Below are 23115 nucleotides of genomic sequence, written 5' to 3' on the forward strand. Positions count from 1 at the left end.
ATGATTCCCTGGCGATACGTCGTGGTCTGTGAGTCTAGTGTCATGGTCTGAAGGAAAGGTAGTCGACTACGATGCCGCGGGCGTCTCGGTCGTCGAGTGGCCGACTCACACCGGCGAGTTCGAGGCGATCCCGTTCGCCGACAGTGTGGTCGGCGGGCCGATGTCGCCGGTCCCGGCGCTGGGCGTCGTGAACGGCCGCGTCGGGTGGCGGCGTCGTACTCATGGTGTGTGGGGCCGCGACCCGTCGCGGGCCGAGGCTTGACCGTAGTATTGTGTTTAGTTCCCTATATATCAACGGAATGTTAAAACAGCATTTGGATAGGTTTATCCGTCGGTCAAAACGCGGTTCTAATGGTGTTTAAACGCAGTTTTAACATCGCGTCAGACATGGCGCTGTCTTTTTAGTTATCTAGTACGTTGCTCGCGTATGGGCGTTCAGAAGAAAATCGACCACGGGCGAGAAGTAACCCAGATCGGGAACTCCTACATGGTGTCGATCCCGATGGATTCCTGCCGGGAGTTGGGTCTCGACGAACAGGCGAGTGTCGACGTGGAAGTTGACTACGAAGCCGAGACGGTAACCTACCATCTATAAATCGTATCTCGCTATATAATATCCAGCGGCGGCGGATTATGTCAGCCCTCCGTCTGACTACCTCGAGCGAAGGTGCGAGTAGATACGGTCGATTCTCGTGAGAAGCTCGTCGGCGTGGTGAATAACCCAGACCCGAGGTTTCCGACTTGTATGATAAGTCGGAAGTGAAGAGCCATATAGGCACCAATTTCGGATATGAGAACAGGTGTGCGGAGTCTTTTTCTGCAATGTTGTTTTAGAAGTGTGGTATGAGGCTGGAGGCAACTGGTAAACCAGATGAATACAAGGTCTGGATGACCGATCAGGAGCTCGAGGAGCTACGTCGGGCCGCGGCAAGACACCGCGACGATCTGATTATTCAACTCGGGGGCTACGTCGGCCTCCGAGCCTTCGAGATACCGCAGATCAAACCGAAGCATATCAAGCGGACAGAAGACGGTGACCATTATCGGCTTCGTGTTCCAGAGGGTAAGGACACCACCGGGAACGGAGGGAAGCCTCGAGACGCATACCTCCCGCAAGACGTCGAGGGCGACATTCACAGATACCAAAACGCAGAGGCGATCAATCCAGGGCAGCCGCTCGTAGATTTGACTGAACGCGCTGTCAGGGATGTCGTGAAGCGAACAGCGATTAGCGCAGCGGAAAAGACTGGGGACGAGGATTTTCGATACGTCAGTAGCCACGATCTCCGTCGACGGTTCGCTCAACGACTGCTCGTGGATCGGCAGATGAACCCTCGTGTAGTTATGCAGGTAGGTGGGTGGGACTCGTTCCAGGCGATTGAGCCATACCTGAACGCACCGACCCCGCAGGTCGTCAACGAGGCCTTTGAGGAGGCTGAGATTTCATGATTCAGCGGTCGTCGGGAGAGTAGTCGAAGAGCCGTCCAGAACGAAGTAGCCGGGAGAACCGCACGACGTGACGGTGGTCCAGAGGAACCTATCAGAACTTCCGAGCATTGAACTTGTTCACCACACCAAACAGCCGCGTTGAACCAGCCGAAGTGACCGAAATCGCTCCGCTTCGCTCCGCTACAGCCGATTTAGGTCACTCTAACCAACCGTTACAAACAAGACTACTACAACGTAATTTTATCTTAGTTCAAGGGCGGTGGTTTTCCTCGCCGTGGTTGGGTCATGCTGAGGCCTCCTTTCGGCTGGTTCGTGTGGTGAACTTGTTCACAGCCCCCTCGTCCGAGTGAAGGAGTTCAAGGTCGATTATCAGGGCGCGGTCCTGGCTCTGCTGGTCGATCTCGAGCTCGCCGTACTGGGAGACGTCACTCCGGTCCAGCGCCCACTCGTACTCGTCCGGCAAGCCGTCCATCAGGTCGTAGGCGTAGCGGCGAGAAACGCCGGTGACGCCCTTCACGTCCGTCGCCTTGAGGGCGACTCGCCCGGTTTTTGGATCGTCAGCCGCGTTCTGTGCGTACTGGACGACCGCCGCGATCTTCTCTTCCTTCGTGGACTTCTCCTGTCCGAGGTCTTGTATCGAGTCGAGCTGTGACTCAACGGCCGCCAGTTGCGACTCAAGCTCGTCGACACGGGTGAGGAGGTCGCCTTTCTCCTCGACGATTTCCTCAACTTCGACGACATCTCTATCGCCTCGAATCGCCGTCTCTATATCCGACAGCTTCCGGCGGATCGCATCAACCAACGGGTGTGGATCGTCGCTCATCGACCCGACTCCTCCCGTTCGTCGGATCGGTCGGTATCCGTGCTACCCGACCGGGTGTTTCGCTGGTCGTCGGGCTTGTAGAAAACGAACCAACGAGTTTCGACCTGCTTCGACTGTTTCGTTCGCGTACCGAACAGCGGCGGCTCTGGCGCGAGCTCGAGGACATCCTCGAAGTCCGCAGCCTCGTCGGCGAATTTGAAAACGAGCGTGCCGCCGGGACGGAGAACGCGGAACAGCTCGAGAAAGCCGCGGCGAAGGTCGTCCTGCCACGTCTCGGCGTGAAGCGCGCCGTATTTTTTCGTTACGTACCCCTTCAGGTCGGCCATGCCGTTCTCGCGGATGGTGTGCGGCGGGTCGAAGACGACGAGATCGAAGCTCTCGTCACTGTACGGGAGATCACGGAAGTCTTCGACCTCGTCGGGCTGAACCTGATAGTAGCGATTGGGCTGACCGCAGAAGCCCGGGTCACGTTCGCGTTTGTCGATAAACAGCGTGCGGTCGTTGTCCTTCTGACCGTCACACCAGATTCCCTTCCCCCCGGTCGTTGCGTCGAGTATCTCTTCAGGCGGAGATCGATTGTTGCCGTCTTTGACGCGCCCGCCGTCGGTCATCGATGGTCCACGACGGATGCGCTCGGCACACTCCTTACAGAAGTGCCGAGGGCTTCGACCTCCTCGGCCAGGAACCGCGACCATCTCGTTCACCGACTCGAAACTCTTGTCGCAATTCGGGTTGAAACACTGGGGCCTCAATCGGTCGGCATCGTCCGCAGTTCTATCGGCCATTACGCATCCCTCCTGGCGAAACGAAGTCCTGGCTGTTTCGAGGGCTCGTCCTCGTGGTCGAGTTGCGGCGTCGTATCGACCAGCGCGCCGTCCTCGACGGCGGACTGGATAGCCCGCCCCGCGCCGCCGCGGCCGAAGCCGGTGTGGTCGGAGACCTCCAGGGCCAGCTCCAACTCAGTCCGACTGACGTGCGTCTGGAGCGAGAATTCGTCCCAGATCGTCACCCACTCCACCTCGGTCGGCTCCCAGCCGTCGACGGGCTCGCTGTCCTCGGTGCCGGTCGTCCGCTGCCGGTCAGGCACCTCGTCGGCGGCCTCGCGGACGGCCTCGCGGAACGCCTCCTCCTCACCGTCGGCGAGCTGCTGGCCGTCGTCGAGGCGGCCCGCCAGGGACACGTCCTCGAGGCGGAGCGTCCCGTCCGAAACCATCCGAGCCGCTTCGGTCCGGAGCCGCTGGAGTTCGTTCTCGCGGAACGCCTCCTCGCGAGAGACGGTTTCCGTGCCGGTCTCGTAGGTGCTCATCGGCGACCGACCCCCTCGCCGCGCGCGGTGTCCTGGCTATCCTCGAAGAGCTTGCCGCACTCCGAGCAGCGCCACGAGTACTCGCTGTCGGCGCCGCAGATCGAGCACTCTGTCACCGTCCGTCACCTCCTGATTGCTGACCGTCGAAATCTCTCGGGTCGCCGTACCACCGAATCCGCGAGTATTCGGCGGGGTCGAAGCGGTGTGCTGTGATGTCGCCGCCGCAGCTACACCTGGAGACGGGCGCCGGCGGGTTGCACCACCGCTTGCCACACTCGAGGCAGGTGAACAGCCAGGTCTTGCAGTCGTTCTCGAGGTCGTGTTCTTTCTCGGGGTTCGGCGGAAGCCCCTCGCCACCCTCTCGGATGAAAGCGGGATCAGAACGCTGGTGCGACCTGCGGTTCATCCTGAAATCACCTCGCAGCCGCACTCGCCACACTCGTAGACGCAGTTGTGATGGCCGTTCGCGGTGACGGTCGACCGACGCTCGACGAAGGCGAGCGAGCCGCCGCAGGTCGGACAGTCGTCGAGCGTCACGGCTGACACCTCCCGTCGTGGAGCGCCGGACAGTCCTGAGTGTCGTCCTGAATCTCCCGGCCGCACCACTCGCAGATGTGTGTCAGGAATGTGGTGGTATCGCTCTCAACTGCCATGCGAACCACCTCCATAACCTGCGGTAAGCGGACGGAAGAAACCCTGAGAAAGGTTTATAGTCGGAATGGGGACGGAGGGATTTGAACCCCCGATCTACTGATATCTCCGGTGTGCGCCTCGGTCCTCCAGAGGGTCGTCAACGCGGCGCGATGATCAGTCGGCCGCTCGGTATATCAGTCTGGAGTCTCGTCACCGGGCGCGTGGCCTCTGGAGTCAGCCGCCATGCCTGGCTTGGCCACGTCCCCGCACCCGTGAGTATTTCCGTTCCCCTCAAAGGGGTTTCGGTTCGCCGGACCCCACTTGTGTCCGGCGCCCGAAACGGCGGTATGGACGAGGCGATTCCGGTGACGGTTCTGGACGGCGGGACCGAGACGACGCTCCGGGTTTCGGAGGGGGCCGTCCTCCGGGACGCGCTCCTCGATACGGGATTCGATGTCTACGGACGAGTCTCGCGCCGTGTCAACTGCGGCGGGCGGGGTCTGTGTGGTACCTGTGGCGTCCGGGTTCGAGAGGGGACGCCGGCGCCCGAGCAGTGGCACGACGCGGCCGCCGAGCGGTGGGGCTACCCGCGGCTGTCGTGTCAGGTCAGAGTGACCGAACCGATGACCGTGGAGTTGGTCGAGAAGGTGGTCTGGGGCCAGTTGCTGCCGGACTAGCGGTCGGTGTCACTCCAGGCGCACTCCTGACACTTGTAGCCGGTGACGAACTCCGTGACGCTGGGCATGTAACCGACCGAGAGGACGTCCCCGCCGCAGTCCGGACAGTCGCGGTCGGCGTCCTCGATGCCCTCGGTGTCCATCACGGAGTCGCCCTCGACGAGTTCGGCGAGCTTTCCGGGCGTTACCATACGCCCCTCGACGACGCGGTTGTCGGCCATACCGGAGGAGGGACGCCGAGGCCCCTAAGCCTTTGCTGACCGGCTTACAGCCACGGCGCGCGGTCGCCGTCGGAGACGCCGGGGGAGCCGTCGTCGCTTTCGTCGATCGACTGGACGGCCTGTTCGGCGTCCTCGAAGATGTCCTCTTCGTCGCCGTCGTCGGGAGCGCCGCCGTCGGCCGCCGCGGGTGTGGCGTCGTCGCCGGGCACCTCCTCGTCGGCGGTCGCGTCGGCGCCCTCTGGGTTGAACGCCAGCAGGCCGGTCACGGCGAGGACCGCCAGCGCGAGCGGGGCTTCCGAGGGGATGACACGGAGGATGGTCAGCGGCAACACGCCCAGCGCGACCGCACTGCCAAAGCGAAACCGGTCGATGTCGACGTTACCGCGGAGCCACGGCGCGAACACCGCAATCGAGAGCGCGAAGGCGACGCCGACGGCCGCCGCACCCGTTCCGTAGACGACGTACATCGGCTCGGTGACGAGGGCGAACTCGAAGCCGCCGGGGCGGAAACTCGCTATCATTCCGAGGCCGATGATGATGCCGGGACTCGGGAGGTACTCGCCGATGGAGGCGCTCGCGGTCTTGGCGGCGACGGCGAGGATGACCAGCGCCGCGAACCGCTCGAAGATGGGCATCGCCAGCACGGACTCGATGGTCGGCGCGATGGCCGCCTGGAGGGCGGCGAGCGGGACGACGACGGCACCGACCAGCAGGACGTTCTTGATCTGCTCGGGGCGGGTGCCCTCCATCTCCGCGAGCACCACAGCGAGGGTGGCGCTGCCGCCGAAGATGAGCAGACCGACCTCGATCATCCCGAGCACCGTCGAGACGGCGCCGGCCAGCACCAGCGCGGCGAAGATGCCGTCGAGAAGCGGCAGGGCCATGACGGTCGCCAGCAGGCGGGTACCCTCGCCAACCTGTCGCTCGAGGCGTAACGCTATCGGGTGGCGTGATGCACTCATGCGTCAGGCTGACGGACCCTCACCGTGGGCGCGGTGGTAGGTGTCGCGGTACCCTCTGGAGCGTCGAAGGGAGAGCCATCGGGTGGCGACGTTCTCCGCTTTGATTGTCCCATTAGCGAATGTAAATTTGGCGCCGGTTGCGGAACTGGGTCGTCCGGCGGTGCGCTTCGCAATGGGACCAGCGGAGTCCATACTTCATGCAAGCGTTGATCGAAGCATAAGTGTTGTGTGAGGCGTGTCCCCACACACCCGACGACCAGCCACCACACGGCGGAATACGTTTCGGAACGAAAAAATCTGGCCACCGATGACGACGAACGTCCATCGACGGACGGTATGTACGGCCACGGCTGGGTACCACCCCGTGACCGCAAGCGGTCGCTCTCGCAACGCTTTTGGGCGGGGCCACCCCACGGTTTACATGGCGAGAGACGATCCATTCTCGGAGAAACTACGCGTACCGGAAGCGTTGACGTTCGACGACGTCCTGCTTCGGCCCCAGGAGAGCCGCGTCGAACCCGACGACGCCGACATGACGACCCGCGTCTCGCGGAACGTCACGCTCAACATCCCGGTGCTGTCGGCGGCGATGGACACCGTCACCGAAGCCGAGTTGGCCATCGAGATGGCCCGACAGGGCGGTCTCGGCGTCCTCCACCGCAACATGGACGTCGAGGAGATGGCCGAACAGATCGAGGCGGTAAAGCGCGCCGACGAACTCATCATCCGCGACGTCGTCACCGCCGACCCGGACCAGACCGTCCGTGAGGTCGACGCGATGATGGACCGCGCTGGCGTCTCCGGCGCTCCCGTCGTCGACGACGACGACACGGTCCTCGGCATCATCTCGGGGACCGACATCCGCCCGTACCTCCAGGTCGGCGAGCACGACGAGGTCCGGGAGGCGATGACCGACGAGGTGGTCACAGCCGCCGAGGATGTCACCGCCCGCGAGGCCCTCGAACTGATGTACGAACACAAGATAGAGCGGGTCCCCATCGTCGACGACGACGACCGGCTGACGGGTCTCATCACGATGGCCGGTGTCCTGGCGCGCCGCGAGTACGACAACGCCGCCCGCGACGACGACGGCGCCCTGGTCGCCGGCGCCGCCGTCGGTCCCTTCGAGACCGACCGGGCCCGTGCCGCAGACGACGCCGGCGCCGACGTGCTGTTCATCGACTGTGCGCACGCACACAATCTCGACGTCATCGACTCCGCACGGGACATCAAATCGGAGGTCGACGCCGACGTCGTCGTCGGCAACGTCGGCACCAGCGAGGCGGCCGAGGCAATCGTCGACTTCGCCGACGGCATCAAGGTCGGCATCGGTCCCGGTTCCATCTGCACCACGCGGGTCGTCTCGGGGTCCGGCATGCCGCAGATCACCGCCGTCGCGGAGGTCGCCGACGTCGCCGTCGCCCACGACGTCCCCGTCATCGCCGACGGCGGCATCCGCTACTCCGGCGACGCAATCAAGGCCATCGCCGCCGGTGCCGACGCTGTCATGCTCGGCTCGTACTTCGCCGGCACCGACGAGGCGCCCGGCCGCGTCATCACGATGAACGGCAAGCGCTACAAGCAGTACCGGGGCATGGGTTCGGTCGGTGCGATGAACGACGGCGGCGGCGAACGCTACCTCAAGGACGAACCCGACGAGGACGAGTTCGTCCCCGAGGGCGTCGAGGCCGCAAAGCCCTACAAGGGATCGCTCGCCTCGGAACTGCACCAGCTCGTCGGCGGCATGCAGTCCGGGATGGGCTACGTCGGCGCCGAGACGATCCCCGCGTTCAAGGAGCGCAGCGAGTTCGTTCGGGTCTCCTCGGCCGGCCAGACCGAGAGCCACGCACACGATGTCGTCATCACCGACGAGGCGCCGAACTACAGTCCCGAGAACTGAGCGTACCGGTCCGTTGACTTTGGCAGTCGACGACAGGCTTCGGCGGGTCGAGGATACGTTTCGGCAACCGTACTGAATACAGGGCGTGAGTCTCTCAGTGCAAACGACGGGCGACCTCGTAGGCGCTGGTCACAGGAGTGACATCCTCCTCGCCGGTCACGGCGAGGCGTCCCGTCCCGCAGGGTGGGATATTTGCCGGTCTACGATACGGCCTGTTCTCTCGTGGTGAACGTCCCGCTCTCGCGGTCGAACAGGCGTACCGAGGGCTGTGCCACACAGCCGTTACTCCTATCCTCGCCGTGAGGACTCGGAGTTATCTTCTGCCGCATATTCTCCGCCCCGTTACAATCCGCGTTCGCTACCAACTCACACGACGAGCAAACATACAGGCCGCGTTCGACACGGTTCGACTTCCTGTTGTCACCACACCGTGAACAGGTCTTCGAGGTGTCCCACTCGTTCTCCTTCAGCACCTCAACGCCACGTATTTCGCCTTTGTATTCGAGGTACTGGTAGATGCGGTCGAATGCCCACGAGTGCAGTTTCTTGTTGCCGGTCTTTCCCCAGTCAGACTCTCGTACGTCTTCGGGCCAACTCACCGCGAGCGTGCCAACACCACGTTCGACACACTCGGTGATGATGGTGTCCGTAAGCGTGTGGAAGAAGTGCGTCTCGCGGTCTGCGAGTTTCCGGCGCGCCCACATCGACGTCTCCGAGGGGCCGTTCTTACCCTTGGTGTCGTACTCTGCTCGGGTGAAGTAGTGCTTGTCTTCTGTGAGCGTGTTTCCGGGGTAGAGGATGTATTCGTCAGGGAACGCAACCGTGGCGATGTTCGTGATGCCGAGGTCAATCCCCGCAACTTTGTCACCTACGAAGTCGTTGGTTTCGAGTTCGACTTTGCAGACGAAGTGCAGTTCCCACTCGTCGCCGTTCCAGACTGCGCGAACGTTCTGCACCGTCTCAACTTCTGAGAGGTCAACGTCGGGGCGCGTCTGGTACTCGCAGAGCAGGAAGTCCGACCAATACTCTTTGAGGTTCGAGCCTTTCGAGAGGCGGACGCGGTTGTTCTCGGGGTCGTGTTTGAACCCGTCTTCTTTGAACGTGACCGTACTCTTGGGGCGTGTGTCGCCGTGTTTGCGGTAGCCGGGTGGATTCGCCTCTGGGTCTTTCTGTCGCAGGTCGAACCACGACTGGAAAGCGTCGGAAAGTTCTTCGATGACTTTCTGACTGGATTGCGCATTCAGGTCTTTCCAGCACGACTGGTTCTTCATGTACGATTTCAGCACGCCTTCGTCCGGGATCTCGCCGGTTGCATCCCAGATGCGGTCGGCTGTCCAGCGTGCGACGTTCCAGATTTTTGAAGCGGCGTCTCCGAGCGAGTCGAGGCCATCGCAGACCTGTCGGTGGTTCTGGATGGAACCAACGTAGGTGCGAGTGACCTCAACCGCCATACATAGCCTATATAGAGTAACCAACTTAATGGTATGGATGAACGTGGAATATCCGGCCTCTCATCGGCGGTGGTCGGCGTCCGCGTTGTCGGATTCACTCCCACCGTAAACGGCGGGATTCTCTCCTCGTTAAAAGATAGAGAGTGGATCGGTCGGGGGCGCCCACCTCGTTCGCGCCGCTCGTCGGCTTGCTGCACGGGCCGAGGGGGATTTGAACCCCCGACCGACGGCTTAAGAGGCCGTCGCTCTCCCTGACTGAGCTATCGGCCCAGCGAATCCACGTAACCGTGGTCGGTTCAAATAGGTTGCGTTCCCGTCACGGCGGGACGGCGTCGCGCGGTTCGGAGAGTACGGGCCTATTAAGTACGTTCCGTTCCTCGGGCCGCCTAACATGAACAGCACCGTCTCGATGGCATCGATGTCCTCGTACGCCATCCTCGGGTGCGGCAGCGTCGGTCACGCCGTCGCCGAGGAACTGGTGGCAGGCGAGAAGGACGTCCTCATTCTGGACCGCGACGAGGGGCGGGTCGAGGCGCTGCGGGATCAGGACCTCAACGCCAGGACCGCCGACATCCGGGAGGCGGCGGCCGTCGAGGCGGTCGCCGACCGCGACGTCATCCTCATCCTCTCGTCGGACGTCGAGGCCAACCGGGTCGCCGTCGAGAACATCCGCGAAAACGCCGAGAACAAGTTCATCATCGCCCGCGCGTCGGACCCCGTCACCGCCGACGAACTCCGCGAGGACGGCGCCGACGTGGTCATCAACCCCTCGGCGGTCATCGCGGACTCGGCGCTGCGGGCGCTCGAACAGGGCGAACTCGAGTACCGGGCCGCCAAACTCGCCGAGGTCATCGACGGCGGCGAGACGCTGGCCATCCTCGCACACCGCTCGCCGGGTCCCGACTCCATCGCCTCGGCGGTCGCGCTGCAGGCCATCGCCGACTCCCGCGGCGTCGAGGCCGACATCCTCTACGAGGGTGAGATCGGCCACCAGGAGAACCGCGCGTTCGTCAACCTGCTCGGCATCGAGTTGACCTCGCTCGACGACGCCGACCTCGAGGCCTACGACACGCTCGCGCTGGTCGACTGTGCGAAGGCCTCCGACCCAGTCGTCGAGAAGGACGTCGACATCTTCATCGACCACTTCGAACCCGAGGTCGACTACAATGCGACCTTCCAGGACATCCGGCCGAACGTCTCCTCGACGTCGACCATCCTCACGAAGTACGTCCAGGAGTTCGACCTCAGCCTGCCCGAAGCCGTCGCCACGGCACTCCTGTACGGTATCCGAGCGGAGACGCTGGACTTCAAGCGCGACACGACGCCGGCGGACCTGACCGCGGCGGCGTACCTCTATCCGTTCGCCGACCACGACACCCTCGAACAGGTCGAGTCGCCGTCGATGAGCCCCGAGACGCTGGACGTGCTGGCGGAGGCCATCCGGAACCGGCAGGTGAAGGGGTCGCATCTGGTCTCGAACGCCGGCTTCATCCGGGACCGCGACGCCCTCTCGCAGGCCGCCCAGCACCTCCTGAACCTGGAAGGAATCACCACCTCGGCCGTCTTCGCCATCGCCGACGACACCATCTACCTCGCGGCGCGCTCGAAGGACATCCGCATGAACATCGGCAAGGTGCTCGGGGACGCCTTCGACGACGTCGGCGAGGTGGTCGGTCACTCGACGGACGCCTCCGCGAAGATACCGCTGGGCATCTTCACGGGGCTGGAGATATCGGGCGACAACCGCGAGACACTACTGCAGTTGACCGAGGAGGCGGTGCGTTCGAAGCTGTTCGAGGCGATGGGCGTCGAGAGCGGCAGCGGCGGCGAGGGTTCCAACGGGAACTAGACGTCCTCGTCGTCGGTCTCCGTCATTTGCTCGATAGCGTCGTTGATGAGAACCACGTCCCCGACCGCCCGGACCCACCGATAGGGGACGAGAACGCCCTTCGAGCCGTCGACGCGGGCGTCGAACAGTTCGCGGTTGATCTCCCCGAGTGCGAGGCCGGTGACGCGTTCGGCGTCCATATCGAGGCGGAGGTCTTCGACCTCCCCGACGAACACGCCGTTGTTCGAGTAGACCTCGCGACCGACGAGCGACGTGATCTCCTGTGGGACGGACTCTGACTCCATAGCGGCCGGTGGAGTGGGCTCCCCTTAACTGTTGGCGGTATTCACCACGCCGGCCGGTCGACTGTCCCCCGCTGCGAGACCGCCGCCGGTCCCGGGACCGACGCCGCGGACGCTATGTAACGTAAGTTAACCTCATTTTATCTATCACAGACGGTCAGTGTCATACAACTGCTCCTTACGATCGAGTAATACAGGAAGAGATGAACTGAAGTATTTCGAGTCGTGAAAGAAACGTGCCGGGGTGCCTCTGACAGTTCCGGCAGTCGGCGACGGTTCGCCCGGACCGTCGCCGTCGTCGCGTCCGCCGTGCAGTTCCCCGAAGGAATTAACCCCGACAGTCCGCTATATTCGCCCATGAGCGACGCCGAAGACATCGACGACATCCGGGAGAAGAAGAAGGAAAAACTCCGGAGCATGGCGGGGGCGCCCGACGAACCCGTCCACGTCGAGGGCGGGACTCACCTCGAGGAACTGCTCTCGGAGAACCGACTGCTGCTCGTGGACTTCTACGCCGACTGGTGTGGGCCCTGCAAGATGCTCGAACCGACCGTCGAGGAAATCGCCGCCGAGACCGATGCCGCCGTCGCCAAGGTCGACATCGACGCCCACCAGGACCTCGCCCAGCAGTACCAGGTCCAGGGCGTCCCCACGCTGTACCTCTTCGTCGACGGCGAACCGGCCGACCGGATGGTCGGCGTCCAGGACAAGAGTACCCTCGTCGAAAAGATCGAAGCCCACGCCTGAGACGGCCCCTTCGTCTCGCGCCCCGGCCGGTGATACCCTCCCGTAAACTCAGAATCGGCACTAGGTTTACAACACTGGACGTTCTGTCGATGGTACGTGCCTCCCGCGAGCCGCAGCAGGCGAAAACTCCCAACTCCCGGTAGATTTATTTTGCTGTCAACCGCGTAGACTAGCGTGGTTTACGAGACAGGCAACCGAACGGTCGACGACGCCGTGAGTCGGGTGCTGGACGGGGAGACCCTCGACCGGACCGACGGACTGGCGCTCATCGCCCAGCCACCCGACGCGCTGGCGGCCGGCGCCGACATCGTCCGGCGGCACTACTCCGACGGCACGGTCGACGCCTGCAGCATCGTCAACGCGAAGGCGGGCGACTGTGCCGAGGACTGCGGCTTCTGTGCGCAGTCGGCCCACTTCGACACCGGCATCGACACCTACGGCTTCCTCGGACCCGAGAAGGTACTGGAGGCCGCAAAGCGGGCCGAGGCCGACGGCGCCCAGCGGTTCGGCATCGTCGTCGCCGAGAAGGGCGTCTCGAAGGAGCACCGCCCCGAGGAGTGGTCGGAGATACTCGAGGCCATCCGGCTGGTCCGCGACGAGACCGACGTCGAGGTCGACGCCTCGCTCGGCCTCCTGACCGAGGAGGAGGCCGAGATACTCTCCGCGGAGGGACTCAACCACTACAACCACAACATCGAGACCTCCCGGCGCTACTTCCCGGAGGTCGTCGGCACCCACGACTTCGAGGACCGCCTGAAGACGCTCCGGCGGGCGAAGGCCGCCGGCATGGACCTCTGTGCCGGCGTCATCCTCGGGATGGGCGAGTCGCCGACGGACCGCGTCGACGCCGCAATCGAGTTGCAGGATGTCGGCGTCTCCTCGCTGCCGGTCAACATACTCAACCCCGTCGAGGGGACGCCGATGGGCGACCAGGAACACGCCGCCATCTCGAAGACGGAGGTGCTGAAGACCATCGCCGTCTACCGATTCCTGCACCCCGAATCGCGGGTCCGGCTGACCGGCGGCCGCGAGGTCAACCTCGCGCCCGACGAACAGCACCTGCCGTTCGAGGCCGGTGCCGACGGCCTGCTGACGGGCGACTACCTCACCACCGAGGGCCAGGACCCCGGCGACGACATCGAGATCATGGAGCGAGCGGGACTGGAGCCCAACCGCGAGGTCAACGAGTTCGACCCCGAGCGGGTGAAGGCCGACCACAGCGACGAACCGGCGCCCGACACCGCCGTCGGGACCGCGACCAGCAACGCGGCGACCGAACTGGACGACTGACCGACAATACACACGACAATGAACGAAATCAACTTCGCAGTTCTCGGAACCGGAGGCATCGGACGGCGAGCGCTCGACCTTTCCAAGGAGAAGGACGCACTCACGCCCGTCGCGGCCTGTGACCGCCACGGCGTCGCCGTCGACCACGACGGCCTCGACGTCGACGAACTCATGGCCGCCACCGAAGGCAATGTAGCGAGCGAGGCGCGACGCGCCTCGGACGACGTGAGCGGCGAACACCGCGAGCCGCGAACGGATGGAGGAGCAACGGCCGTCAAGCAGTCCGGCGAGATGAGAGGCGTCGCCGCATCGGTACAGGCCGACCCGACCGACTCGCCCATCGACGACGTCGTCGCCGAGGCCGATGCCATCGACGCGGTTCTCATCGCGCTGCCGAACCTCGAACACGACTTCATCCCGAACGTCGCCGAGCGGTTCGCCGAGGCCGATTACGAGGGCGTCCTCGTGGACGTCCTCAAGCGTTCCCGGGTCATCGGCCACCTCGACGACCGCGAGGACGTCTTCGAGGAGTCCGGCATCACGTTCGTCTGCGGCGCCGGCGCCACGCCCGGCTTCCTCACGGGGGCCGCGGCGCTGGCGGCCCAGTCGTTCGTCGAGATAGAGGAGGTCGAAATCTGGTGGGGCGTCGGCCTCAAGTCGGGTTACGAGGACAACCGCGGCACCGTCCGGGAGGACATCGCCCACCTCGACGGCTACGACATCGAGACGGCTCGGAACCTCACCGACGAGGCAATCGAGGACATCGTCGAGGAGCACGACGGCCGCATCGAGTTCACCGACATGGAGCACGCCGACGACGTGCTGCTGGAGCGGGCCGGCATCTGTGACGCCGAGGACGTCACCGTCGGCGGGATTCTCGACGTCCGCTCGGACGAGAAACCCACCACCACGACGGTCAGCGTCACCGGCCGGACCTTCGACGGCGAGCGCGGCACCAACACCTTCCGGCTGGACGACGACACGAGCATGGAAGCCAACGTCAACGGGCCGGCGCTGGGCTACCTGAAGGCCGGCGTCCGCCGGAACCGCGCCGGCGAGTACGGCGTCTTCGGGCCCGCCGATCTGATGCCCGGCTTCTGATGTCGCTGCAGCACGCCCACGGCTTCGACCTCGAGGCGCGGCTCCGGGAGCGCGAGCGGGCCGGTCTCCGGCGACACCTCGACCCGGTCGACGCCGTCGCCGGCCGCGCCCGGACCGCCGACGACCCCGGCGGAGACCCGCCCGAGTTCGGCGAGGAGCGGGTCGTCTTCGCGGCCAACAACTACCTCGGGCTGGCGGGTGACGAGCGGGTCGCCGGGGCGGCCGCCCGCGCCGCCCGCGAGGTCGGTGCCGGCGCCGGTGCCTCCCGACTCGTCGTCGGCGACACCCCAATCCACCGGTCGCTGGAGCGCCGCCTTGCCGAGGAGAAGGGCACCGAGCGCGCGCTGGCGTTCTCGTCGGGCTACGCCGCCAACGTCGGCACCATCACGGCACTGGACCCCGACGTAATCTACTCCGACGAACTGAACCACGCGAGCATCGTCGACGGCGCCCGACTCTCCGGCGCCGACGTCGAGGTGTACGACCACTGCGACGCCGCCGACCTCGCGGCGACGATGGCCGCCCGCGCCGAGGCGGCCGACGCCGGGGAGTCGTGGCTCGTCGTCACCGACTCGGTGTTCTCGATGGACGGCGACGCCGCGCCGCTGGCGGCGGTCTGTGACGCCGCCGAGGAGTTCGGCGCCTGGGTGATGGTCGACGAGGCCCACGCCACCGGCGTCTACGAGGGCGGCCTCGTCGGCGAGCGTGGCCTCGCGGACCGCGTCGACGTCCAGCTAGGGACGCTGTCGAAGGCACTCGGCGCACAGGGCGGCTTCGTCGCCGGCGACGAACCGCTCGTCGAGCACCTGCTGAACGCGGCCCGGTCGTTCGTCTTCTCGACCGGCCTGGCGCCGCCGGCAGCGGCCGCCGCCGAGCGCGCGCTGGAACTGGCCCCGGAGCGCCGCGAGTCGCTGTGGCGTAACGTCGACCGGCTCCGGGACGGCCTCGAGACGCTGGGTTACGAGGTGTGGGGCGACACCCACGTCCTGCCGGTCGTGGTCGGCGACCGGGCCGACGCGCTCGCGCTCGAAGGGCGGCTCAGCGAGGCCGGCGTCGTCGCGCCGGCCATCCGCCCGCCGACGGTGCCCGAGGGGACGAGCCGAATCCGGCTGGCACCGCAGGCGACCCACACCGACGCCGACGTCGACCGCTGTCTGTCGGCCTTCGAGGCCGCCGCCGAGGAGGGCGACTTCGCGTGAACGTCGCCGTCGTCGGCACCGACACCGGCGTCGGCAAGACCGTCGTCACCGCAGCGCTGGTCGCACGGCTTCGCGGCCGCGGCGTCGACGCCCGTGCCGTCAAGCCCGCCCAGACCGGCTTCCCGGAGGACGACGACGCCGGTTACGTTCGGGATGTCTGCTCGACCGAGGGGGCAGCCACCCGGCTCCGCACGTTCGGCGAACCGCTCGCCCCGGCCGTCGCCGCACGCCGGGGCGACGACCCGATACGGTACGAGGAACTGCTGTCGGAGACCCGGGCGGCGCTGGCCGACGCGGAGGTCGGCGTCGTCGAGGGGGCCGGCGGCCTCCGGGTGCCGCTGTCGAACGACCCGCGGCGCGAAATCGTCGACCTCGTGGCCGACCTGTCGGTGCCCGCACTGGTCGTCGCACGCTCGGGACTCGGCACGCTGAACCACACGGCCCTGACAGTCGAGGCCCTGGAGAATCGGAGGGTACCCATCCTCGGCGTGGCGCTCAATCGTCACGAGGGCGCGACGGTCGCCGAGCGGACCAACCCCGCGGAACTGGAGCGGATGTGCGAGACGCCGGTGTGGACGCTACCGGAGCGGTCGCTGGACGGCCGCCAGGCCCACGAGGAACTCCTCGAATCCGTACCGCCGTTGCACAAACAGATGGGGGAGGAGCCCCCACTGTGACACTACGGAGCCCGTGAGGCTCCACCCCGTGTAGGAGCGCGAGCGACATAATTCTGTGGTCGGCCGGTAGCACCCGCCTACCGGTCCAAAACGAGGTAGTACCGCGCTCCCTCGCCCGCTATTATCTCGGTGACCGACCAGGGAGTCGGCGCGACGACATCGCGTACCGCCTCGGGAGTGAGACAGAGCAGCGACAGCCACGGACCCGCCAGGTCGCGGTACTCCGTTCGCATCCGCCGGCGGGCGACGCCGGTCTCGCGGTCGAAGGCCACGAGTTCCTCGCTACCCGCGAGGTGGTGCTCGGCGACCCCGAAGGGGTCCTTCAGGTCGCCGACGACGCGGCCGCCCTCGGCCGTGGCCGCCGAAAGCGACGCGAGCGTCGACCGCAGCGCCGGGACGGTCCCGCCGACGCCGAGTTGCGTCCCCGAGAGGAAGACGCAGTCGGCGACGACCGGCGGCGACCGCAGGTCCGCGCGGGCGAGTCGGTCGACGCCGCGGGCCCGCGCCACCGCCAGCGCCCCCGGACTGACGTCCGTGGCGACGACGTCGAGACCCGCCCGCTGGAGCGCCAGGGCGTGCTGGCCGGCGCCACACCCGGCGTCGTGGACGAGGCCGTCGACCGCCCGGACCCGCTGGAGCGCCGCCTCGGTCTCGTCGTCGAAGGAGTCGCCGAAGTACCACTCCGGGTGCCCCGGCCGGGTGTCGCCGGTGTGGCTCCGGTAGACGCCGCTGCCGTCGTACTCGTCCCGCCAGTAGTCGAGCACCATCCGGCCGAAGGCGTCGTCCATGCGGGAACCAGTCGGCGGGCAGGTATGTGAGTTATTGTGACACGGTAACGGACGGCAAGCACGGAGGCGAGGGCGACCGTCACGCCCGGCGCCGAACCTCGACGGCCGTCCCCTCGCCGACCGCAGTGCCGCCGTCCAGACCCTCGACGCGCAGGGTCACCTCCACCGGAACGCCACAGCCCTTCGAGACGGCCTCCACGAGGGTATCGCCCTCGGCGACCGCTCCGTACGTCCGGCGGACCCGCCCCTCGAAGGACTCCCCCGACAGTTCGTCCTCGACCCAGTACCGCGAGAGGTCGTCTATCGCCTCGGGATCGTATGAGAGGACCACCCGCGTTGCGGTTCCGGTCGTGGCGTCGCTCATGTCCGGTGGACGGGTGCCAGCGTAAAAACGCCCGCGGCGAGCGTGTGGCGTCGCCGCACCACCGACGGTCGGACCTCGCTTGCAGCCTACCCGTCGGGCGCGTTCCCCGCGTCCAGCATCGCGTCGACGTCGGCGTAGTCGGCCAGTAACTCGCCCATCCGGGCGACGGTGTCGGCGTTTCTGGTCCGGCCCGAGGAGACGACAGCCTCGGCGCGGTCGATGGCCGTCTTCGTGTCCGTCTGCACCAGGAGGACCGGCACGCCGGCGGACTCGGCGCGGCCGAGGACCGCACCGGGCGGGCGCAGGCCCCCGGTCAGGACGAAGCACTCGATGCCGGAGGCCTCGAGGGCGGCCGTCAGTACGTCGCCTCGGTCGCCGCCCGTCACCAGGGCGGCGTCGCGGACGCGGCGGAGCTGGCCCAGCGCCTCGTTCGCGGTCATCGCGCCGACGACGAACCGCTGGATGCGGCCGTCGGTCGGTGCCTCCGTCGTCAGCAGTTCCGCGCCGAGTTCCTGGCGCAGTTCCGCGACCGTGACGCCGGCGAGTTCCTCGTCGAGCGGGATGGAGCCGAACACCCGGACGCCGCGACCCTCCAGGAACGGGACGACGTCGCTGGCGAGCGCGTCGAAGGCCGCGTCGGGAACCTTGTTGAACAGGACGCCTCCGAGGCGGTCCCCGAGCAGGTCGGCGGCGGCCAGCACCTCGTCGACGTCCCCCGGTTCCTCGTAGGGGACGACGAGTACGACGGTGGCGTCGAGCAGTTCCGCGACGTCGGCGTCGGTCAGGTCGACGATGCCGCCCGTCGTCAGTTCGCCGCCGCCCTCAATCACCATCGTGTCGGCGTCGGCCGCCAGGCGGTCGAAGGACTCCCGGACCTGGTCGGCGAGGGCGTCGGGGTCCTCTCGTCCCCGAATAGCCTCCTGGACGAAGGTCGGCGAGTAGACCACCGGCTCCATCTCGTGGGTCTCGGCGTCCAGCCCCAGCAGTTCGCGGGCGAGCATGGGGTCCTCGTCCAGCGTCTTGCCGACCGCCGACTGCAGCCGGGTGCCGACGGGCTTCATGTAGCCGACCATGCGGCCGCGGTCGGTCGCCGCTCGCGCCAGCGCCAGGGCGACGGCCGTCTTGCCTGTGCTCTGCTCGGTGGATGTGACGAGTACGGTCATGGGTTGTGTGGTAGCCGTTCGGGGTCGACGGTGAGTCGGAGGTCGATTGCGGCCACGCCGTCGGGCGTCGCCACCAGCGGGTTGACATCCAGTTCCACGATGGCCGGGAAGTCGGTGACGAGCTGGGAGAGCCGCTGGATGGTCTCGACGACGGCGTCCTCGTCGACCGGTTCGCGGCCCCGGGCGCCGCGAAGCAGCGGCGCCGCGTCGATGTCGTCCAGCATGCCGGTCGCTTCCGGTTCGGAGACCGGCGCGACGCGGACGGTCGTGTCCTCCAGCACCTCGACGAAGACGCCGCCGAGACCGAAGAGCACGAGCGGGCCGAACTGCGGGTCCCGGTTCGTCCCGACGATGGTCTCGACGCCGGCCTCGAGGTCGACGGTCTCCTGGACCTGGACGCCGAGGACCCGTGCGTCCGGCTGGTAGGTCCGCGCCCGGGTGACCAGCGACTCGAAGACGTCCTCGACGTCGGCGGTGGCGACCCCGACCTCGACGCCACCGACGTCGGTCTTGTGGAGGATGTCCGGCGAGACTATCTTCATCACGATGTCGCCGTCGAGCCGTTCGGCGACCTCGCGGGCTGCCGCCGGGGAGTCGACAACCTCGCCGTCCGGCGTCGGGATGCCGTACGCCTCCAGCAGGTCCATCGACTCGATGCCGAGGTTGTTGTCCGGCGTCGTCTCGACGCGGCCCAGTATCTCCCGGGCGGCCTCGCGGTCGACGTCGAAGGTCGCCGGTTCCTCGTAGCGACGGTCGCGTATCGCCCGGTACTCGTAGAGGGCCGCCAGCCCCCGGACCGCCCGCGCGGGGTCGAAGTACGTTGGGACGCCGACCTCCCCGAGGGCGGCGGCGGCCGCCGCCGTCGAGGTCCCGCCCATGAGACAGGCGGACAGCGGTTGCTCGCGGGTCTCGGCCATCGAGGCCAGCGTCTCGCCCAGCGCCTCGAAGGACAGCACCGCACTCGGACAGGCGATGACGACGGCCGAGCCGACGTTCGGGTCCGCGAGGACCACCTCGAGTGCGTCCTCGAACCGCTCGACGGGGGCGTCCCCGATGACGTCGACCGGGTTGTAGGGGTCGGCGCTGTCGGGCAGTACCGCGGCGAGCGCCTCCCGGCTGTCGTCGGTCAACTCGGCCAACTCGGCGCCGGAGTCGCCGACGGCGTCCGTCGCCATCACGCCGGGACCGCCGGCGTTCGTGACGACGGCCACGCCGCCGTCGTCTGGGACCGGCTGGCCGGAGAGCATCGCGCCGAAGTCGAACAGTTCGCTCACCGAGTCCGCCCGGATGACGCCCGCCTTCCGGAGCCCGGCCTCGTAGGCACGCTCGCTGCCGGCGATGGCGCCGGTGTGGGAGGCCGCCGCGCTGGCGCCGGCCTGGGTCCGCCCGGACTTGACGACGACCACCGGCGTCCCGCGGGTCACCTCGCGGGCCGTCCGGACGAACGAGACGCCGTCCTCGATGCTCTCGAGGTAGCCCAGCACGACGTCGGTGTCGGCGTCGTCGCCCCACGACTCGACGAAGTCCGTCTCGTCGAGCACCGCCTTGTTGCCCAGCGAGACGATGTCGTTGAAGCCGACCTGCCGGTCCTCGGCCCAGTCCAGCACCGCCGTGACGAACGCGCCCGACTGGCTCATGAACGAGATGCCGCCCGGCCGGGCGTTCGTCGGGCCGAACGTCGCGTTGAGTCCGACCGGCGTCGAGATGACGCCCAGCGAGTTCGGGCCGACGAGGTTCAGGTCGTACGTCTCGGCGGCCTCGACCAGCCGTTTCTCGCGGGCGGTGCCCTCGCTGCCCGTCTCGCCGAAGCCGGCCGTGATGACGACCACGTTCCGGATGCCGGTCTCGCCGGCGTTCTCGACGACCTCGACCGCCGTCTCGGCCGGCACGACGACGACCGCCAGGTCCGCCCCGGTCTCGGCGACGCTGTCGTAGCAGGGCCGGTCGAAGACGCGATCGACGTTCGGGTTGACCGGAAGCACCTCGCCGTCGAAGTCGGCGAGCAGGTTCTCGAAGACCGCCCGCCCGACGGACCCTTCGCGCTCGGTCGCGCCGACGACGGCGACCACCTCGGGGGCGAACAGCCCCGATAGTTCGCTCATCGGTTCGGAGTTGGGCGGCACGGTCCTAATAGGTGGCCGTCGCCGCCCGCTCCGGGTCACTCCGCGACGTCGGCGACCGTCGCGCCCGACAGCGCTGCCAGTCGGTCTGGCGCGATGGGAAAGACCGCCTCCGGCGTCCCCGCGGCGGCCCACACCTCCTCGTGGCCGGAAAGCGTCTCGTCCATGAACACCGGCACGTCGGCCTCGTGACAGAACGGCGGCACGCCGCCGATGGACCACCCCAGTGTCGCCTTGATCTCGTCGGCGTCGCCCATCGACACCGCCGCGGCGTCGACGCCGACCAGTTCGGCTACCTTCGCCTCGTCGACCCGGTTGGCGCCGCTGGTGACGACGACGACCAGTCCGTCCCCGGCCGACAGCACGATGCCGCTGGCTATCTGTGCGACGTCACAGCCGACGGCCGCCGCGGCGTCGGCCGCCGTCTTCGTCCCCTCGGGGAACTCGTGGACGTCGACCTCGAAGCCGTGTTCCTCGGCCGCCCGGCGCGCGAACTCCTCGGCGCGTGGATGCATGCGGTGTCGGTGTCCGCGCCCGATCAAGAATCCCCCGGTGCCGGGACTCGCCGCCGGAACACCGAGCGGCCGATCGACGGAGAACCGCCAACGATATTTGGGTCCCGGGACCACCGGCTTTCAATGTTCGTCCGCACGCCCCGGAGTGGTCGCGGTGGCTGACCCGCTCGTGCTCGTCGTCGTCGCGTTCGCCGGCGGGGCGTTCGGCGCCGCCGTCGGCGGACTCGAGGCGTTCTCGGTCGCGGGCCTGCTCGTCGTGGTCGGCGAGGCGGTGAACCTCGCGAGCGAATCCGTCCCCGACCCGAGCGGCGTCACGGCCGCGCTGGGGTCGTCGGGCCTCACGGCGACGCTGGGACTGGGCCCGCTGTTCGGTCCCCACGTCGCCTTCGCCGGCGGGGCGGCCGCCGCCGCCTTCGCCGCCCGGCAGGGCTACCTCGACACCGACTTCCGGTACCACGAGGCCAAGAACGTCACCTACGCGCTGGGGCCGCGGGCCGACGTGATGGCGGTCGGCGGCGCCTTCGGCGTCGTCGGCGTCGGTCTCGCCTACGGGTCGGCCGGCCTGGGACTCCCCTGGGACCCCATCGCGTTCAGCATCGTCGTCTCCGGCGTCCTCCACCGCGTCGCGCTCGGCTACCCGCTGATCGGGACGGTTCGCGGCGACGGCGTCCTGGACATGACGCCGTTCGAACGCCGGATCCGGCGCTCGCCGCGGGCCGACGGCGGCGTCGTCGACCGGTCGGGCGTCGACTCCGAGGGGACCACCGGCGGCGAGCGCCGCTTCGCCGTCGAGCCGTGGCTCCCCCACCAGTACGAGTGGGGGCAGGTCGCCGTCCTGGGCGCGGTGGTCGGCGTTCTGGGCGCCTTCGTCACCTACCGGACCGCGAGTCCGTTCCTCGCGTTCGGCGTCGCCGCCACGACGCTGCTCTTCCTCTGTGTCGGCGTCGAGCGGTTCCCCGTCACCCACCACGTCGCGCTGGTCTCCTCGCTTGCGGTCGTCGGTCTCGCGGGCGGCGCGACGACGTCGGCGGGACTGTCCGCCGACGTGAACCTGCTCGTCGCGCTGCTCGTCGGCGCGGTCTTCGGCGTCGTCACGGCTCTCGTCGGCGAACTCGCACAGCGACTCCTGTACGCCCACGCCGACACGCACCTCGACCCGCCGGCCGTCGCCATCGTCGTCGGAACGGCGTTGATCGCGCTGCTGGACCTCGTCGGCGTCTTCGAGCAGGCGCTGGTGCCGACGCTGGGACTCTGAGACGGGCGGCCGCAATCGACCTCACACGGCCGTCCTCGGGGCTACTCGACGCTTTCCTCGACCCACTCGGCGAACGGCTCGAAGGCGTCAGTCTCCTCGAAACGCTCGATACACGGCACGTCGTGGGGATGGAGTTCGACGACCCGCTCGCGTAACTCCTCGTATCGGGTCGCGGTCGTCTTCGCCAGCAGGACGACCTCCGAGTCGTCGACCACCTCGCCCTCCCAGCGGTAGGTCGACCGGCAGTCGAGGCGGTTGACGCAGGCCGCCAGGCGCTCCTCGACGAGCGCGGTCGCTATCTCGTCGGCCGCCGACGGCGGCGCGGTGACGTAGGCCGTCGCCAC

At 67.1% G+C, this 23115-nt stretch carries 28 protein-coding genes and 2 tRNA genes; 12 read left to right on the forward strand and 18 right to left on the reverse strand.

All coding sequences use genetic code 11. The annotated features are described in order from the left end of the window. Window positions 1-37 precede the first annotated feature (37 nt). The 3 genes from NLF94_RS09040 to NLF94_RS09050 all read left to right on the forward strand — a co-directional run bounded on the left by NLF94_RS09040 (window position 38) and on the right by NLF94_RS09050 (window position 1449). Complete coding sequence (locus NLF94_RS09040) at window positions 38-262, forward strand: hypothetical protein (RefSeq protein WP_254841144.1); 225 nt, start codon at window positions 38-40, stop codon at window positions 260-262. A 165-nt stretch (window positions 263-427) separates the two neighbouring features. Next, entirely contained in the window at window positions 428-595 is a 168-nt protein-coding gene (locus NLF94_RS09045) for an AbrB/MazE/SpoVT family DNA-binding domain-containing protein (RefSeq protein ID WP_254841145.1), read from the forward strand. Between the two features lie 248 nt (window positions 596-843). After that, window positions 844-1449: a site-specific integrase gene (locus NLF94_RS09050; protein ID WP_254841146.1), complete on the forward strand. Its 606-nt coding sequence runs from the start codon at window positions 844-846 to the stop codon at window positions 1447-1449. 283 nt (window positions 1450-1732) lie between these two features. On the opposite strand, the gene NLF94_RS09055 is transcribed toward NLF94_RS09050, so the two are convergent. The 6 genes from NLF94_RS09055 to NLF94_RS09075 all read right to left on the reverse strand — a co-directional run bounded on the left by NLF94_RS09055 (window position 1733) and on the right by NLF94_RS09075 (window position 4477). Then, window positions 1733-2272 (reverse strand): hypothetical protein, encoded by a 540-nt coding sequence (locus NLF94_RS09055; RefSeq protein WP_254841147.1) that lies wholly within the window; start codon window positions 2270-2272, stop codon window positions 1733-1735. After that, window positions 2269-2883 (reverse strand): class I SAM-dependent methyltransferase, encoded by a 615-nt coding sequence (locus NLF94_RS09060; RefSeq protein ID WP_254841148.1) that lies wholly within the window; start codon window positions 2881-2883, stop codon window positions 2269-2271. Before NLF94_RS09060 ends, NLF94_RS09055 begins: the two co-directional genes overlap by 4 nt. A 173-nt stretch (window positions 2884-3056) precedes the next feature. Next, a complete protein-coding gene (locus NLF94_RS09065) occupies window positions 3057-3578 on the reverse strand; it encodes a hypothetical protein (protein WP_254841149.1) in 522 nt (173 codons plus the stop codon). A gap of 112 nt (window positions 3579-3690) precedes the next feature. Continuing rightward, complete coding sequence (locus NLF94_RS09070) at window positions 3691-3984, reverse strand: hypothetical protein (RefSeq protein ID WP_254841150.1); 294 nt, start codon at window positions 3982-3984, stop codon at window positions 3691-3693. Continuing rightward, window positions 3981-4115, reverse strand: a complete 135-nt coding sequence (locus tag NLF94_RS20775; protein ID WP_256558731.1) for a hypothetical protein — start codon at window positions 4113-4115, stop codon at window positions 3981-3983. The genes NLF94_RS09070 and NLF94_RS20775 overlap by 4 nt, the downstream gene beginning before the upstream one ends. A 182-nt stretch (window positions 4116-4297) precedes the next feature. Further along, a tRNA-Trp gene (locus NLF94_RS09075) sits at window positions 4298-4477 on the reverse strand. 81 nt (window positions 4478-4558) lie between these two features. Here NLF94_RS09075 and NLF94_RS09080 point away from each other — a divergent pair. Continuing rightward, entirely contained in the window at window positions 4559-4888 is a 330-nt protein-coding gene (locus NLF94_RS09080; RefSeq protein WP_254841151.1) for a 2Fe-2S iron-sulfur cluster-binding protein, read from the forward strand. Here NLF94_RS09080 and NLF94_RS09085 read toward each other — a convergent pair. The 3 genes from NLF94_RS09085 to NLF94_RS21130 are packed head-to-tail and all read right to left on the reverse strand — an operon-like array spanning window position 4885 to window position 6263. Next, the gene (locus NLF94_RS09085; protein ID WP_254841152.1) at window positions 4885-5109 is read right to left on the reverse strand and encodes a DUF5795 family protein; all 225 of its coding nucleotides are present in this window, start codon (window positions 5107-5109) and stop codon (window positions 4885-4887) included. The genes NLF94_RS09080 and NLF94_RS09085 overlap by 4 nt on opposite strands. A 44-nt stretch (window positions 5110-5153) precedes the next feature. Further along, the gene (locus NLF94_RS09090; protein WP_254841153.1) at window positions 5154-6071 is read right to left on the reverse strand and encodes a DUF5794 domain-containing protein; all 918 of its coding nucleotides are present in this window, start codon (window positions 6069-6071) and stop codon (window positions 5154-5156) included. 3 nt (window positions 6072-6074) lie between these two features. Further along, window positions 6075-6263 (reverse strand): DUF8099 family protein, encoded by a 189-nt coding sequence (locus tag NLF94_RS21130; RefSeq protein ID WP_491562648.1) that lies wholly within the window; start codon window positions 6261-6263, stop codon window positions 6075-6077. A 229-nt stretch (window positions 6264-6492) separates the two neighbouring features. On the opposite strand from NLF94_RS21130, the gene guaB reads away from it, so the two are divergent. Next, window positions 6493-7971: an IMP dehydrogenase gene (gene guaB, locus NLF94_RS09095; protein ID WP_254841154.1), complete on the forward strand. Its 1479-nt coding sequence runs from the start codon at window positions 6493-6495 to the stop codon at window positions 7969-7971. Between the two features lie 200 nt (window positions 7972-8171). On the opposite strand, the gene NLF94_RS09100 is transcribed toward guaB, so the two are convergent. Together NLF94_RS09100 and NLF94_RS09105 are read right to left on the reverse strand one after the other, a co-directional pair. Then, window positions 8172-9422 (reverse strand): transposase, encoded by a 1251-nt coding sequence (locus NLF94_RS09100; RefSeq protein WP_254841155.1) that lies wholly within the window; start codon window positions 9420-9422, stop codon window positions 8172-8174. A gap of 196 nt (window positions 9423-9618) precedes the next feature. Continuing rightward, window positions 9619-9692 (reverse strand) — tRNA-Lys (locus NLF94_RS09105). A 121-nt stretch (window positions 9693-9813) separates the two neighbouring features. Between NLF94_RS09105 and NLF94_RS09110 the strand changes: the two genes are divergently transcribed. After that, on the forward strand, window positions 9814-11271 hold the full coding sequence (locus NLF94_RS09110) for a DHH family phosphoesterase (RefSeq protein ID WP_254841156.1): 1458 nt from the start codon (window positions 9814-9816) through the stop codon (window positions 11269-11271). Here NLF94_RS09110 and NLF94_RS09115 read toward each other — a convergent pair. Next, window positions 11268-11555, reverse strand: a complete 288-nt coding sequence (locus NLF94_RS09115) for a PRC-barrel domain-containing protein (protein WP_254841157.1) — start codon at window positions 11553-11555, stop codon at window positions 11268-11270. The genes NLF94_RS09110 and NLF94_RS09115 overlap by 4 nt on opposite strands. A gap of 354 nt (window positions 11556-11909) precedes the next feature. Here NLF94_RS09115 and trxA point away from each other — a divergent pair, with 354 nt between their 5' ends. The 5 genes from trxA to bioD all read left to right on the forward strand — a co-directional run bounded on the left by trxA (window position 11910) and on the right by bioD (window position 16566). Next, window positions 11910-12299 (forward strand): thioredoxin, encoded by a 390-nt coding sequence (gene trxA, locus NLF94_RS09120; RefSeq protein WP_254841158.1) that lies wholly within the window; start codon window positions 11910-11912, stop codon window positions 12297-12299. A gap of 174 nt (window positions 12300-12473) precedes the next feature. Continuing rightward, complete coding sequence (bioB, locus tag NLF94_RS09125; protein ID WP_254841159.1) at window positions 12474-13589, forward strand: biotin synthase BioB; 1116 nt, start codon at window positions 12474-12476, stop codon at window positions 13587-13589. 18 nt (window positions 13590-13607) lie between these two features. Then, the gene (gene bioU, locus NLF94_RS09130) at window positions 13608-14690 is read left to right on the forward strand and encodes a (S)-8-amino-7-oxononanoate synthase BioU (RefSeq protein WP_254841160.1); all 1083 of its coding nucleotides are present in this window, start codon (window positions 13608-13610) and stop codon (window positions 14688-14690) included. Next, entirely contained in the window at window positions 14690-15889 is a 1200-nt protein-coding gene (locus tag NLF94_RS09135) for an aminotransferase class I/II-fold pyridoxal phosphate-dependent enzyme (protein WP_254841161.1), read from the forward strand. Before bioU ends, NLF94_RS09135 begins: the two co-directional genes overlap by 1 nt. Beyond that, the gene (gene bioD, locus NLF94_RS09140; protein ID WP_254841162.1) at window positions 15886-16566 is read left to right on the forward strand and encodes a dethiobiotin synthase; all 681 of its coding nucleotides are present in this window, start codon (window positions 15886-15888) and stop codon (window positions 16564-16566) included. Before NLF94_RS09135 ends, bioD begins: the two co-directional genes overlap by 4 nt. A 77-nt stretch (window positions 16567-16643) precedes the next feature. Here bioD and NLF94_RS09145 read toward each other — a convergent pair whose 3' ends face one another. From NLF94_RS09145 to NLF94_RS09165, 5 genes are all read right to left on the reverse strand, one after another. After that, on the reverse strand, window positions 16644-17354 hold the full coding sequence (locus NLF94_RS09145; RefSeq protein WP_254841163.1) for a methyltransferase domain-containing protein: 711 nt from the start codon (window positions 17352-17354) through the stop codon (window positions 16644-16646). A 79-nt stretch (window positions 17355-17433) separates the two neighbouring features. Next, window positions 17434-17718, reverse strand: coding sequence for a DUF7968 family protein (locus NLF94_RS09150; protein ID WP_254841164.1), 285 nt, complete (start codon window positions 17716-17718; stop codon window positions 17434-17436). 86 nt (window positions 17719-17804) lie between these two features. Continuing rightward, window positions 17805-18881, reverse strand: a complete 1077-nt coding sequence (locus tag NLF94_RS09155) for a phosphotransacetylase family protein (RefSeq protein WP_254841165.1) — start codon at window positions 18879-18881, stop codon at window positions 17805-17807. Next, window positions 18878-20983, reverse strand: a complete 2106-nt coding sequence (locus NLF94_RS09160; protein WP_254841166.1) for an acetate--CoA ligase family protein — start codon at window positions 20981-20983, stop codon at window positions 18878-18880. The genes NLF94_RS09155 and NLF94_RS09160 overlap by 4 nt, the downstream gene beginning before the upstream one ends. Before the next feature lie 56 nt (window positions 20984-21039). Continuing rightward, entirely contained in the window at window positions 21040-21516 is a 477-nt protein-coding gene (locus NLF94_RS09165) for a YbaK/EbsC family protein (RefSeq protein WP_254841167.1), read from the reverse strand. A gap of 154 nt (window positions 21517-21670) precedes the next feature. Between NLF94_RS09165 and NLF94_RS09170 the strand changes: the two genes are divergently transcribed. After that, entirely contained in the window at window positions 21671-22771 is a 1101-nt protein-coding gene (locus NLF94_RS09170) for a DUF7973 family transport facilitator (RefSeq protein ID WP_254841168.1), read from the forward strand. Window positions 22772-22812: 41 nt separating this feature from the next. On the opposite strand, the gene cutA is transcribed toward NLF94_RS09170, so the two are convergent. Continuing rightward, window positions 22813-23115, reverse strand: coding sequence for a divalent-cation tolerance protein CutA (cutA, locus tag NLF94_RS09175; protein ID WP_254841169.1), 303 nt, complete (start codon window positions 23113-23115; stop codon window positions 22813-22815).

Origin of the sequence: Natronomonas marina (genome assembly GCF_024298905.1) — an archaeon.
GTDB classification, from domain to species: domain Archaea; phylum Halobacteriota; class Halobacteria; order Halobacteriales; family Haloarculaceae; genus Natronomonas; species Natronomonas marina.